This window comes from Candidatus Synechococcus spongiarum SH4 (assembly GCF_000586015.1).
GTDB classification, from domain to species: domain Bacteria; phylum Cyanobacteriota; class Cyanobacteriia; order PCC-6307; family Cyanobiaceae; genus Synechococcus_B; species Synechococcus_B spongiarum_F.
This window is the reverse complement of the sequence record NZ_JENA01000025.1, coordinates 1-12655: the sequence shown is the minus strand read 5'-3', so window position 1 is coordinate 12655 and position 12655 is coordinate 1. Positions and strand designations below refer to the sequence as shown.

At 62.4% G+C, this 12655-nt stretch carries 14 protein-coding genes; 6 read left to right on the top strand and 8 right to left on the bottom strand.

Annotated elements, in window-relative coordinates:
- From BG35_RS0102360 to BG35_RS0102350, 4 genes are all read right to left on the bottom strand, one after another.
- On the bottom strand, positions 1-1698 hold a 1698-nt coding region (locus BG35_RS0102360; protein ID WP_025781534.1), incomplete at its 3' end, for a fibronectin type III domain-containing protein.
- 400 nt (positions 1699-2098) lie between these two features.
- Entirely contained in the window at positions 2099-2668 is a 570-nt protein-coding gene (locus BG35_RS12580; protein WP_152535131.1) for a hypothetical protein, read from the bottom strand.
- A 72-nt stretch (positions 2669-2740) separates the two neighbouring features.
- Positions 2741-4318 (bottom strand): ABC transporter permease, encoded by a 1578-nt coding sequence (locus BG35_RS0102355; protein WP_025781533.1) that lies wholly within the window; start codon positions 4316-4318, stop codon positions 2741-2743.
- A gap of 25 nt (positions 4319-4343) precedes the next feature.
- Complete coding sequence (locus BG35_RS0102350) at positions 4344-5456, bottom strand: CobW family GTP-binding protein (RefSeq protein ID WP_025781532.1); 1113 nt, start codon at positions 5454-5456, stop codon at positions 4344-4346.
- Between the two features lie 88 nt (positions 5457-5544).
- Here BG35_RS0102350 and BG35_RS0102345 point away from each other — a divergent pair, with 88 nt between their 5' ends.
- The 3 genes from BG35_RS0102345 to grxD all read left to right on the top strand — a co-directional run bounded on the left by BG35_RS0102345 (position 5545) and on the right by grxD (position 6793).
- Positions 5545-6123: a hypothetical protein gene (locus BG35_RS0102345; RefSeq protein ID WP_025781531.1), complete on the top strand. Its 579-nt coding sequence runs from the start codon at positions 5545-5547 to the stop codon at positions 6121-6123.
- A gap of 35 nt (positions 6124-6158) precedes the next feature.
- Entirely contained in the window at positions 6159-6392 is a 234-nt protein-coding gene (locus BG35_RS0102340) for a BolA/IbaG family iron-sulfur metabolism protein (RefSeq protein WP_025781530.1), read from the top strand.
- A gap of 77 nt (positions 6393-6469) precedes the next feature.
- Positions 6470-6793, top strand: coding sequence for a Grx4 family monothiol glutaredoxin (gene grxD, locus BG35_RS0102335; RefSeq protein ID WP_025781529.1), 324 nt, complete (start codon positions 6470-6472; stop codon positions 6791-6793).
- Positions 6794-6819: 26 nt separating this feature from the next.
- Here the strand turns inward: grxD and BG35_RS0102330 are convergent, their stop codons facing one another.
- On the bottom strand, positions 6820-7083 hold the full coding sequence (locus BG35_RS0102330; RefSeq protein WP_025781528.1) for a DUF6761 family protein: 264 nt from the start codon (positions 7081-7083) through the stop codon (positions 6820-6822).
- 220 nt (positions 7084-7303) lie between these two features.
- On the opposite strand from BG35_RS0102330, the gene BG35_RS0102320 reads away from it, so the two are divergent.
- The 3 genes from BG35_RS0102320 (at position 7304) to BG35_RS13305 (ending at position 9249) form a co-directional block, all read left to right on the top strand.
- Entirely contained in the window at positions 7304-8074 is a 771-nt protein-coding gene (locus BG35_RS0102320; RefSeq protein ID WP_025781527.1) for a response regulator transcription factor, read from the top strand.
- A 271-nt stretch (positions 8075-8345) separates the two neighbouring features.
- Positions 8346-9005, top strand: a complete 660-nt coding sequence (locus BG35_RS11370; protein WP_025781526.1) for a helix-turn-helix transcriptional regulator — start codon at positions 8346-8348, stop codon at positions 9003-9005.
- A gap of 97 nt (positions 9006-9102) precedes the next feature.
- Entirely contained in the window at positions 9103-9249 is a 147-nt protein-coding gene (locus BG35_RS13305) for a hypothetical protein (protein ID WP_173399724.1), read from the top strand.
- 19 nt (positions 9250-9268) lie between these two features.
- Here the strand turns inward: BG35_RS13305 and BG35_RS0102305 are convergent, their stop codons facing one another.
- From BG35_RS0102305 to BG35_RS0102295, 3 genes are all read right to left on the bottom strand, one after another.
- A complete protein-coding gene (locus BG35_RS0102305; protein WP_236619745.1) occupies positions 9269-10528 on the bottom strand; it encodes a S41 family peptidase in 1260 nt (419 codons plus the stop codon).
- A 113-nt stretch (positions 10529-10641) separates the two neighbouring features.
- Positions 10642-11643 carry an alpha/beta fold hydrolase gene (locus BG35_RS0102300; RefSeq protein WP_080687983.1) on the bottom strand — a complete coding sequence of 334 codons (1002 nt, stop codon included), beginning with the start codon at positions 11641-11643 and terminating at the stop codon, positions 10642-10644.
- Between the two features lie 33 nt (positions 11644-11676).
- A partial coding sequence (locus tag BG35_RS0102295; RefSeq protein WP_025781523.1) for a cation:proton antiporter occupies positions 11677-12655 on the bottom strand: 979 nt, incomplete at its 5' end.

The following is a 12655-nucleotide window of genomic DNA, read 5'->3' as shown; positions in this document are numbered from 1 at the left end:
GCTGTTGCTTGTGTTTAACGCCACCGTCACCGTATCGTCGTCAGTATCGCCGTCGTCCCGATCCGTCGGTGTGAACGTCAACGTGGCTGTCCGCACCGTATCGGTATCATGCCCCTCGAACGTCAATGTCAGCCTGCTGCTGTCCAGATCCTCACCCGTTACCCCCGTCCCCGCCGCCGTTACCACAAAGTCGTCCTTCGTCATGGCGTCCCCGTCCGGTAGCATCGCCCCCGTACTGCTGCTCAGATCCAATACCACCTCCGCACTCTCCCCCGCATACAGCCTGCGCCCCAACGTCACCGTCACCGAGGCCGACTGCGACCCTACCCCTTCTATCATGGTGGCATCCGCACTGCTCAGACCCACGCTCAGATCGTCGTCGTCCGCAATGATGAACGAAAACGTGTTGTCCTCCCCACGGGGATTCACCACGTAGCCGGCCGCGCCAATGACGCTGCACCTGCTATCCGTCGGCGGCAGCAACCTGATCGTTATCCTGCTGGGACGCTCGTTCGTCGTATTGTTAGTCCAAGTACCCAACGTCGGCGCAAGGGCCATCGTTCCATTCGAAAAACCTGCTATGCCTATCCCCTCGCGGCCGGCTCCGGCGGCTAGCCGGTCGCCGCCGCTCTCGCTCACCTCTATGCATACAAACACCCCCGCACCGACCGCAACGTTGCTGCTGATGCTGTAGCTGAATTCACTGCCCGACCGATGCGCGCTCTCCGGCAACAACAGCTTGTTATCTACCCTCATCACACCCTCCACGCTGGGCTCGCGCAACGACATCACCGGCGGCGGACTCGCTACCGGCGTGGCTGTGACCGTGGCCGATGCCGTCCCGTTCTGGGTCTTCCCACTCCACACCACCACGGCCCGCACCTGGAAGCTGTACGCCGTGCCGTTGGTCAGCCCGGTGACCGTATGACTCGTTGTGGCACCGGTGCTGGTGAAGTCTGTCCAACTGCCCCACGTCACGGTCGTGCCTGTCCCCTGCCGGACCTGGTACTTGCTGATGTACCTGTTGCCCGGATTGTCCCATTCCAACGTCACCTCACCACTCCCCGGTCCCGCCACCGCCGTCAAGCCAGTAGGCGCCGCATCCGGGGTGATAGGCCCGATGGTGTTGGTGTCGACAGTATGGCCCTGCCCGATGCCGTCGGTATAAAAGACCCGCACCCTGAACTCGCCACCGATGGTGGGGTGGGTGGTGGTGTGGACGGGGGTGCAGGTGAGGGCGTCGTTGGCGCAACCCCTGTTTCTGGCCGCAGCGGGACTCCAGTGCTCGGAGGGAGTGGCGCGGAATTGCCAGAAGTAGGAGAACGCGCCGTTACCGTCCGGGTCGTCCTTGGTCTTGCTGATGGTGAGGGTCTGCCCCAGGGAGGGCGTGCCGGTGAGGGAGAACTCGGCGGCACCCCCCTGGGCCTGGGCCGGCTGTTGGTCTCCCAGCAGGAGGCCGATGGAGTCTGCGGCCAATGCCAGCAGCAACTGGGGCGCCGTGCTGTGGCGCGCCGGGCTCACCAGCAGGGGCAGGCTGAGGACCACGGGAACAAGAATCGGGGCCGGCCCAAGCCCCAGCAGCGCCGAGGCCGCTACGCCCCATAATCCACGGCCCACACGGTGGGCAGCCGCATCAAGGTAGGCGGCGCTCCGCTGGAACCCGTCCCCCCGCCCTGGGGCCGGGGCGGGGGTGGCCACTGGCGTTACCCTCGCCCCGGCAGGGGCAGACAGTGGCCCGCCTGGGGGAGGCGTTACCACGACCCACCTCCGGCCACAGCTTCCTCTCCTGGCTTCCTGCTTCCTGCTTCCTGCTTCCTGCTTCCTGCTTCCTGCTTCCTGCTTCCTGCTTCCTGCTTCCTGCTTCCTGCTTCCTGCTTCCTGCTTCCTGCTTCCTGCTTCCTGCTTCCGCATTGTGCCGCCTAGCAGCCCTCTCCCCCTTGTCAAGTCCATAGGGTCACTTCCCCCAACGGCACAGCCCCATGCCCCCTCGCCAGGAGCGCCGCCACCCTGCCCCTCTCCACCGTTGGGTGGATGCTCCCCATGCTCGCTTCCCAACGTGAACTCGGCCATTGCCTAACCTTACCTCAGTAGTCGGGACTTATGCACACGCGACCCTCGCCTTCAGCGGTAGTGAGGTCAGGGGTGTGTAGAAGTCAATCAGAATCAACCCTTCACTGCTGCTGAAGGCTTCGGTCATAACAAGTATTCGATCTATGCTACTACGATGCGCAGCCGACAAACCTGATGAACCCCAATAGTAATCATAATCCCTTAGTCCTTCCGAAAGTGAATACGTCCAAAATAATGGTGAATCAAAAGAATTTCCCTCTAGCTCATCAATCTTAATACTCCATTGTCCGTACTTAAGCTTTATTTGGTTGGCGATGCTGTCAGTCTTATTCCTTAAAATGGATCCGCTGCTATCAGTATAAATGTCTGTGATTGCACTTCTCACGCCACATACACCAACACCTTTTACGAAGTGTAGAAGATAAGTATCCATATCAGGATGAGGCTTGGGGGCAGTAGTACACTCATAGTTCCAGTGACCACCATCACCCTCCTCGCAGAAACTATAAAGCCTCGAAGGCTCCACAGAACTCTTCAGATCAAAGCCGAACGGCCCCGCAATGGCTGCACCGGCAAATAGCACCCCAGGCGCCGCCATGGGCACGGCCCGGATGGCCCCCGGTCAACCCGGCTGCAGTGGGGCGCTTCCGTGGTGCGGTCAGCTTTTTCATCATGGAGCCTTAAGCTTTACTGCCGACATTTTACCCTGGCCTTCCCACTCCGCCACCGGCGCCGCCTGGGACGCCAGGGTTTCCGTGGTGCGCATCATGGCGAAGGAGGCCACCAGGCCGAGGGTCAGGATCAGGGCGGCCGGCCCCAGGGCGGAGTTCAGCCGCTCGTCTCCCGCGTACTGGAATACCCGCACGGAGAGGGTGTCAAAGTTGAAGGGCCGCAGGGCAAAGGTGAGGGGCAGCTCCTTGATGGTGTCCACAAACACCAGCAGGGCCCCCACCCGCAGGGGACCGGCCAATAGAGGCAAATGGATACGCCACAGGGTTTGCTGCCAGTTGCTGCCCAGACTGGTGGCGGCCTCTTCCATGGTGGGGGGAATCCGCTCCAGGGCAGCGTCAAATCCACCCCGGCCCACCGCCATGAAGCGGTCCGTGTAGCCCAGAACCAGGAGGGTCAATGGTGTCCAGCCAAAGCGGCCCCCCAGGGCCAACAGACCCAGGGCCAGAACCGTGCCTGGAATGGCATAGCCCATGGAGGCCACAAACACCAGGCGTTGCAGTAGCGGATGGCGGATCCAGCGGCGCGCCACCGCCAGAAACAGGGCTACGGCAATGGTGAGCACCGCCGCCGCCGAAGCCAGGATCACGGTATTCCCTGTCAGGGTGAGCAACTCTTGCGGGTCCTCCGCCATTCCCTGCCAGCGCCGACTCATCCATAGCAGGGGCACACCCAGGCTCAGGGCAGGGGGGAGGGCGCAAATCACCTGGGCGGTTGCGGCGCGCCACCCCGCCAAGGGCCACACCAACGACGGGTGGACACTACGGCCATCCAGCGCCCAACGGCGGCTGCGGCGGCGGAGCCAGCGCTCCAGGGCCACCAGGCTGGCCACCACCACCAGGGTGACCAGGGCCATCTGGGCGGCACTGGTGGGGTTGCCCTGCTCCTGCCAGCGCTGAAGGATGCCGTAGGACAAGGTGGGAACGCCCAGCAACTCCACGGCCCCCAGTTCATTGACCACCTCCATGCCGCTGAGGGCAATGCCGGCGCCAACGGCGGGCAGGGTCAGGGGCAGCGCCACCCGCCAGAAACTTCCCCAAGGCCCCAGGCTCAGGGTGCGGCAGGCCTCCAGTTGCCGCTGGCCCAGGCGGGAGAAGCTATCCGTCGTGAGCAGGAAGACGTAGGGATAGTTGGCCAGGCTGAGCACCACCACCCCCCACACGAACCCGTAGACACGCCATCCCTGGATGGATCCCAGATCCACCAGGGTCGCCGCCAGCAGGTAGGCCGGTGTGGCCAGGGGCAGAAGCTGAATGGAGCGCAGGAAGCGACGTCCGGGGAAGCGGCAACAGGCGGTCACCCAGCCGGTGGTCACCCCCAGCAGGGTCACCCCGAGGCCAACGGTGGCCAACAGGCCGATGGTTCCCCTGAGCTGGCGGGTGTTGATCACGCCAACGCCGATTCCCTCGGCAATGCCTTGATCCTGCAGCGCCAGCCACGCCACCATGATCACGGGAGCCAGGGCCAGCCCAGCGATGGCCAGCACCAGGACGATCAGGGAAGGGCGCCTCTGAACCATGGGGATCAGCGAATGATCGGGTGAATTATGGAATCTCAGGCGAGGCCCACACCCCTCTTGCGCCGACGCAGCAGACGGCCAGTTGCTGCCGCAAGGTGGCGTGGTCCAGATCCCGGCCAATCAGAACCAGGCGATTGCTGCGGGACTTGGCGGCAGGCCAGTCGTCGTCGTCAATGGAAAAGCGTTTACCGGCCAGGTGGAACAGGTGGCGCCGCTCACTCTCCCGGAACCAGAGAATCCCCTTGGCCCGAAACACGGTCTGGGGAAGCTGATTATCGAGAAAGTTCTGAAAGGAGCGCAGGTCCAGGGGTTGATCGCTGCGGAAGGAGAGGGACGTGAACCCTTCAATGGCGCCGGCCTCGTCCCCGTCCGACGGGTGATGATGGTGGTGACCATGGTGGCCGTGGTGGTCGTGGTGGTCGTGGTGGTGGTGATGGTCCCCGCTGTGGTGGCTGTCATGGCCGGGTTGGGAATCCTCCTCCTCAGGCTGGAGCCAGCGGTCGGAGTCAAAGAGGCCCACGCTGAGGAGGAGTCCCAGGGGAACGTTGCCGCGACGGCAAGGGAGAATGCGGGCATCCGGTTTGATGTTCAGGAGAGAGTGCTCCACCTGCTTCAGCCGCTCCTCGCTCACCAGATCAGTCTTGTTGAGCAGCACAATGTCGCCGTAGACAATCTGTCTACGGCCCACGTCACCCGTCAGCAGATCCAGGGAAAAGTTCTCCGCATCCACCAGGGTGATGATGGAGTCCAGGCGGCACTCATCCCGCAGCTCGCTGCTCAGGAAGGTCATGGCCACCGGCAGAGGGTCCGCCAGACCCGTCGTCTCCACAATGACGTAGTCCAACCGCTGGGGCTGGGCCAGCAGTCGGTCCATGGCCTCCACCAGTTCCCCGTTGATGGAGCAGCAGATGCAACCGTTGCTCAACTCCACCATGATGTCGCTGGTGGTCACAATCAGGTCGTTATCAATGCCGATCTCACCGAACTCATTGACCAGTACGGCCACTTTCAAGCCGTCCTGGTTGCCGAGAATGTGGTTGAGCAGCGTGGTCTTCCCCGCCCCAAGAAATCCCGTCAGGATGGTGACCGGGATTCCTGTCTCTGGTTTGGCGTCCGGGGTCCGTAGATGGGTTGTCATGGTGACCGTACCTCGTGAGCACTGCTGTGGCGAGCCAGGGATCCAGGGTAATCGGTGGCCCTTCTGCCCGGTTCCCTGATCCCGTACTATGAATTACATCATTGTCTCCCTGCCGGTGCGTAACCTCTGGCAATCTTCTGTTGGCTACTTCACGGCTTTGGCGGTGGCCCTGGCCTTGCCGCTTGCCCATGGCTCTTTTGCCCAGGAGCAGGATCCATCGGAAGCCACCGTCAAGGTGCTTCAGTCCGACGAGGCCAGCTTCAACCCTGACACCGTGGAACGCCTCCTGAAACAGGGGGATGAAGCCGTTGCAGCAGAAGATCTGGAGACAGCGCGCAGGAACTACGACGACGCCCGCGGCGCAGCCCGGGCATTGGCGGGCTTCTATCGTGACCTCAGTGGCGCCTTCCGTGGCCTCGATGCCCGGGTGCCCCGGGAAATGGACACCAAAGGTCGCCGCTCCATTACGCTGCAAGCCGAAGCCAACCTTCGCCTTGCCGCCCTCTACCGTCGCCTGCAACAGCCCGAGGTGGCGGTTCCGTTGCTGGTGGACGTGATCAAGCTGATGACGGTCACCAATCCGTTGGGCGCCCGGGCCTATCAGCAGTTGGTGGAGTTGGGCTTTGCCGAAACCCTGTACCAGGGACCCGGTGGAAGTGCAGGCTAGGATGGCGGCTAGGATTCAAGTGCGCTTTGCTGACCATGGTCACTCCAGCCGCTGTTGAGGCTGCCATCTGCGCAGCCCTTCCCGATGCCCAGGTGGCCGTTGAGGATCTCACCGGTTCCGGAGACCACCTGCAGGTCTCCGTGACCTCGGCAGCGTTTGCCGGTCTGCCCCGGGTGCGTCAGCATCAACTTGTTTATGGCGCCCTCAAGAACCAGTTTGCCAGCGAAGCCATTCACGCCCTGGCCCTGACAACGGCGCCGCCAGCCTAGGGACACGGCATGAGGCACAGTCCCTCAATGGCTGCCCCCGGTCCCTTGGCGCCCATTCTCCCAACACTCCCACTGTCATGGATCCTGCCCTGAAGCAACGCATTGAAACCCTGGTGACCAGCAGCCCCGTTTTCGTCTTCATGAAGGGGAGCAAGCTCATGCCCCAGTGTGGGTTTTCCAACAACGTGGTGCAGGTGCTCAACGCCCTTGGCATCCCCTACGAAACATTTGACGTGCTCTCGGATCCGGAGATTCGCCAAGGAATCAAGGACTACGCCAACTGGCCAACCATCCCCCAGGTGTATCTCAAGGGGGAGTTCCTTGGCGGCAGCGACATTCTCATCGAGATGTACAACTCCGGCGAACTGCGAGAAACCATGGAGGTGGCCCTGGCGTCCTGAATTCCGCCGTCGAGGGGAGTTGAGGGTTAGCTGAGCAGGCGCTGCAGGCCGTGGTTGCGCCCTTCCGGCCAGATGCTGCTGGAGGGATCCAGGATCCAGCGGCCAATCAATTCCTCCAACCGCTGCTGCGCCATGGGGTTCAATTGCTGGCTGCGGCCCAGACAATGGAGATAGCCATCCGCGTAGAGGCGCAACTCCGATGGATTGCAGCCGCGGAGGGCCATATGGCGGCACGCATCGCAGAGGGATTGGAAGTGGCGGATCGCATCGGGATCTTGAAGGGCCGTCATCGGTGTTGGGGGAGGCTGGAGGATGAACGGGGCATCACATGGGGGTGATGATGGTGGTGGTTTCCCGGTGTTTTTCCGGTTGGCGGGGATCCTGGGGAGCGCGGGGCTGGTGACTATCTCCTTCCTTTACAAAGGTCAATATCCACCTCGGTTTGACCGGGCCTGGGCAGCAGCCAAACCTTTTCTACGGATAGCTTAACCCTATCTACACCAGCCTGCTTTGGAGTCCAACCTTGGCGCAACTGACCGCGGGTCGCTGACCACGGCAACCCGCATCCTTGTGCTGGAGGCCCATCCGGCGCTGCGGGTTGTGCTTGCCCAGCGTTTGCGACAGGACGGCCACCTGACCGCAGGTGTAGCCACTGCCCACCAAGCCATGCAGGTCTGCGCCAACGAAAAGCCCGATCTGCTGGTGGCCACAGAGCTTCTGGAGGATTCAACGGGCTTGCGTCTTGCGGAATCCCTGGGCTGTCGTGTGTTGATTCTCACGGCCCGTACAGCCACGGAGGCCACCGTGGAGTTGCTCGACGGCGGCGCTGACGATGTTTTATGCAAGCCCTTTGGCCTGGAAGAGTTGGCCGCCCGCTGCCGGGCACTGTTGCGTCGCACCAATAGTCTGAAGGAACGGGTCAGCGTGGGACCGTTGGATGTCCACCTGCTCTTGCGAAGGGTGACCCTTCGGGATGAACCCGTGGAACTGAGTCCGCGGGAGTTCGCCTTGCTTTGCGCCCTGTTGATGCCCCCTGGCGTCACCCGCAGCCGCCAGGAATTGTTGCGCATGGCCTGGCCACCCCATAGTGGCGGCCCCCGCTCCGTGGATACCCAGGTGCTCACCTTGCGGCGCAAGCTGGAGCAGGCAGGACTGGGGAGAGAAGGTAGCGTGGTTCAGACGGTGCGGCAGCAGGGATATCGCTTCAGCCTGGATTGTCTGAATCGCCAGGCCATGGAGACGAGCCTGCACAAGAGTGGCGTGGTGGCCGGGTCTTCCTGACAACCCGATGGGGGAATGGTGGCGAGCCCTGCCGATGGGGGCGGGATCAGGCCCATGGTTCGGGAGAGGGGCATGACCCCGGGCCCCCCAAGGCCAGGCCTTGGGGCGGCGTTTGCAAATAACCTCTTATTGAGTCTCATTTAGCCATGTCTGTTGGGTTATATTCTCAATAAGCAACCATCGCTCCCACCCAATGCCTCGATACGGCCCCTCTCTCCAAGAGCCTTCCCCCATCCCGGGCAACGCTTTACGCACCGAACCCGGGGCATCCGTGGTGGTGGTCTGCGGTCGCCAGGACATCCTCGGTCTTGTGTCGATCATCAGTGTTGCCCTGTTTCCCGAGCCACTGGCCCTGGAGCTGTCCACATGCGCAACCCACGGCCTTGCTCTGATCCGCTCCCGGCGACCTCAACTGCTTGTCTGCATTGAACCCCTGGTTGTTGAGGGGGACACCCTTGCGCTCATCTCCCAGGCCAAACGCCTGCCCGCAGCGCCAAAGACTGTATTGATCTGCAATCTTCCTGATTCTCAATTCAGTCGGGAAATTGCGGAGGCCTGCTGCGATGGGATCCTTGGCATCAACTCGGCGGATGCCGGCACCGTGGTTCAGGTCTTGAGGGTTGTGCTGAATGGAGGCAGGTACAGGGATCCCGCGCTCACCACAGAGCCACGAACCCCCCATGGTGACCGTGGTTCCCAGCAGGACCACAAGCTCACGGCGCGAGAACGGCAGGTGCTGCAACTGATTGTTCAAGGCCATTCCAATCGGGAAATTGGTGAAAACCTGCACCTGGAGATCAGCACCGTGAAAACCCATGTGGGCCAGTTGCTGGACAAGCTGGGGGCCCGTGACCGCACCCAGGCCGCAGTTCAGGCCATTGCCCTGAGATTGGTGCCCTGGCCCTCAGCCAGCCATGGTGGGGTGCGCTAGCGGTGATTCCCCGCCGGCCCGGCTTCCTCTCCGGGATTCCCGATTTTCTACGCAAAAGGAAAAGTGCTGTTACACTACGGCAACTGCATAAATCCTGTTGGACGACCTCATCGCCATCAACGTCTCCTTGCTGATCAGTGTTTCCGCAATGGCCCTGTTCTTCGTCAGCAGCGGCTTTCCCAACGACGACGACGATGACTCCTCGGGTGGTGGCCTGATGCAACCCGTCGGCGCCGGAATCTGAGGTCCGTCGCTGCCACTGCCTAGAGATCCCGAGTGTTCCCTCCTCCCGGTTGAGTCAGGGCTTGCAGGAGGATCCCTTCCGCCACCCGGTATTGGCGATCCTTCATGGTTCCCAAGCCATCCACACCCAGATCCCGCAGTTCCTCGACGCTCAGGGAAGACTCCACATCCGGTTCAATCCCTTCCCTGTGGATGTCTCGACCGTTGGGGGTCAGATATTTGGAGATGGTCACGGTCATGCCGGAACCATCCGAAAGCGCCCGCACGGACTGCACAAGCCCCTTGCCAAAGGTTTGCTCGCCTACGAGCTTGCCGCGACCGTTGTCCTGGATGGCGCCGGATAGAATTTCACTGGCGCTGGCGCTGACCCCGTTGACCAGAACCACCAGGGGGTCGTCCGTGAGCGGCTCCTGTCGCGTGAGGCGTATGCTCCTGTCGCGTCCCCCCTGAATGCTCACGATGGGGACGCCAACGTCCAGCCACTGATCGCTAATGGCCACGCTGGCTTCCAGAAGGCCACCGGGATTGAAACGCAGGTCCAGCACATAAGCATCCACCCCTTGGGCTTCCATGTCTCTGACCACCTTGGACATGTCTGTGGCGGCGTTGGCGCTGAACTGCTTGAGGCGGATGTAGCCCACCTGGGCGCCGGCGGAGGTTGTGTTGATCCGGCTCACCATCGGGTTGATGCTGATGCGCTCCCGGATGATGACCACGTCGAAGCTCTCGCCTTCCCGCTCGATGGTGAGGGTGACGAGAGAACCGATGGGTCCGCGGATCAGTTGCACCGCCTCTTCCGAGCTCATCCCTCGGGCATCTTTGCCGTCAATGGCCACGATGTGGTCGTTGGTCTCCACGCCAGCGGCGGCTGCCGGGCCATCCTCAATGGGCGCCACCACCGTCAATCGCTGGGTTTCCTCGTCGAAGCTGAGCTGGATGCCCACCCCCGTCAACTCACCGGTGGTATCAATATGCAACTCCTTGAACTCGTCAGGGTCCATGAAGCGGGTGTAGGGGTCTTCCAGGGTGAGCAGCATGCCCCGAATGGCCTCGTAGGCCTCGTCCCTGGTGCTATAGCTCTTCGAGAGCAGCTCCTTGCGCAACTGGCGCCAACTTTTCCTGTCATAGTCACCGATGGAGACCAGGTAGTTGCGGTAAATGATCTGCCATGCTTCGTCAATTACCTCCTTGGGGCTGTCTGTAATGAGAGTCGCCCAACCGCGCCTGGGCAAGGCGGCGCTACTCAGAACCAGCAAGGCGCTGCACCCGGACAGGGCCATGGCGCGCTTCATCCATAGGGGAAGTGGGACGTTCATCAGGCCACGATCACAGGGAACTTCAGCCTATCGGTGTTCCTGCCCGGAACGGCCACACGGGCGGACCATGGTCGAGTTCAGGCCCCGGCTGTGGCGACAAGACGATCCAGCCATTGCAAAAAGGCCGCATTGAAGCTGTCCGGTTGCTCGTCATGGGGGCAGTGGCCAGCGTCCAGAATCACTTCCTCGGCCTCCGGCGCCGCCTGACGAAACAGGGCCAGCCGGGGAATGGGATTGATCCAGGGGTCATGGCGTCCCCAGCAGAACAGCAGCGGGGCGCGCAACCGGGAAAACCAGTCGTCCACCGGCCCATGGGCGGGCATGTTGAGGATGTTGGCAAACACGGCGAAGGCGCCCGGATCCAGGGCAGGACGGCGAATGGAATCCACCAGTTCCTCATCCACGTTGGTGGGATCCACGTACACCTTCCGCAACTGGCGATGGATACTGGCGGGTCGCCGCAGGTGCTCGAACAGCAGTCTCTGGAAGACCCGTGTTTTGAGAAGGGCGCGCCCCATCCCCATCAGACCGTTGGCCACCCAGGACAGGCGCCCCTGCCCCTGCATGTTTTCCTGCTCACAGCGAAACCGTCCCATGGGATTGAGCAGAGCCACGCCAGCGCTGGAATCCGGTTGTGCCGCCGCCGCCCGAAGGGCCACGTATCCCCCGAGGGAGTTGCCCACGAACACCGCCGGTCGTCCCACCCGCTCCCTCACGTAGTCCAGGAGTTGATCGCGCCAGAAGCTGGTGTCCAGCGCCAGGTCCGTGGGCTTGGCGCTACGGCCGAAGCCCAGCAAATCAAACGCATGGACCTCGTACCGTTGGGCGAGGCAGGGAATGTTGTGGCGCCAATGGCGGGTGCTGGCGCCAAAGCCGTGAATGAGCACAAGGGCCGGCCGCCTCCGGCTGGCCATGGCCGCCCCATGGTCCTGGGGTGTTGCCTTCAGGCAGTGGATGGAATGCCCCCGGAACTTCCAGGGGTCCCTGGCGATGCTGATGCCTCCATGGGCCGCTGCTGCGCCATCGGCTGCCGGCGGCTCCGGCAAGGTGGCGGAGGGCTTGGAACGAATGACAGTCATGGCCGCGCAGCGGGGAGAGAAGGAGGAAAAGCCTCAGGACGAGGCAGGACTCGCCAATTCAGGTTCAGGATCATTGCCGCCGGTTGTGGGGAGCACCAGGCGCAGCAGCAGGGGAGCCAGGAAGGTGGTGCCAATCACCATCAGGAGAATTGCCGCCTCCAGGTTGCTACCGAGCACATTGGTGCTCCCCCCCAGCGCCAGGAAGACCAGGCCCACTTCTCCCCGGGGCATCATCCCCAGACCCACAGCCAGACGGTTGGTTTTTTCCTTGCTCCAATAAGACCAGCCCGTGGCCACCTTGCCCAGGATGGCCACGGCCAGCAGGAAGCCAGCCATCACAAGGCCGCCGTGGTTGTCCGGATTCAGTGGATTGATCACCGAGAAATCAAAGCCGGTGCCGATCATCACGAAGAAAAGGGTGGCAAAGAGGGCCACGATGGGTTCGGTGAGGGCTGTGAGTTCATGGACGTGTTTGGAACTACTCAGCACCAAGCCTGCTGCGAATGCGCCAAGCACCGCCTCCAGGCCAATGGCCGTGGCAACAAAACAGCCCAGAGACAGCACGATAACGCCACAGACGATTTTCTCTCCCGGGGCCGCCAGGGCATCCACCAGTCGGTCGAACCACGGGGCGGCAGTGCGGCTCAGGAACAGGGAGATGGCCACAAACGCCACTGCGGCCACCAGCAGCTTGACGATGGGACCGGTGGCCAGAGAACCACCCGTGGCCAACCTGGCCACCACCGCCAGGATCACGATGCCCAGAATGTCGTCCAGCACCGCAGCGCCAATCACCGTCTGCCCTTCGCTGGTTTTCAAGTACTTGAGCTCGCCGAACACCTTGGCGGTGATGCCGATGCTGGTGGCGGTCAGGGCGGCGCCGGCAAAGACGGCCGGGATCACGTGAACGTCAAAGAGATAGATCAGCCCCAAGGCGCCCCCTGCAAAGGGCAGAATCACCCCGACAGTGGCCACGCTCAAGGCCCGAACCCCCACCTTGAGCAGTTGATTC

Bases quoted from the DNA above. Each gene is read 5' to 3' on its own strand.
- BG35_RS0102305 (WP_236619745.1), bottom strand. From the start codon at position 10,528: ATGGCCCTGTCCGGGTGCAGCGCCTTGCTGGTTCTGAGTAGCGCCGCC.
- BG35_RS0102330 (WP_025781528.1), bottom strand. From the start codon at position 7,083: ATGACGGCCCTTCAAGATCCCGATGCGATCCGCCACTTCCAATCCCTC.
- BG35_RS0102350 (WP_025781532.1), bottom strand. From the start codon at position 5,456: ATGACAACCCATCTACGGACCCCGGACGCCAAACCAGAGACAGGAATC.
- BG35_RS0102300 (WP_080687983.1), bottom strand. From the start codon at position 11,643: ATGACTGTCATTCGTTCCAAGCCCTCCGCCACCTTGCCGGAGCCGCCG.
- grxD (WP_025781529.1), top strand. From the start codon at position 6,470: ATGGATCCTGCCCTGAAGCAACGCATTGAAACCCTGGTGACCAGCAGC.
- BG35_RS0102355 (WP_025781533.1), bottom strand. From the start codon at position 4,318: ATGGTTCAGAGGCGCCCTTCCCTGATCGTCCTGGTGCTGGCCATCGCT.
- BG35_RS0102345 (WP_025781531.1), top strand. From the start codon at position 5,545: ATGAATTACATCATTGTCTCCCTGCCGGTGCGTAACCTCTGGCAATCT.
- BG35_RS12580 (WP_152535131.1), bottom strand. From the start codon at position 2,668: ATGGCGGCGCCTGGGGTGCTATTTGCCGGTGCAGCCATTGCGGGGCCG.
- BG35_RS0102340 (WP_025781530.1), top strand. From the start codon at position 6,159: ATGGTCACTCCAGCCGCTGTTGAGGCTGCCATCTGCGCAGCCCTTCCC.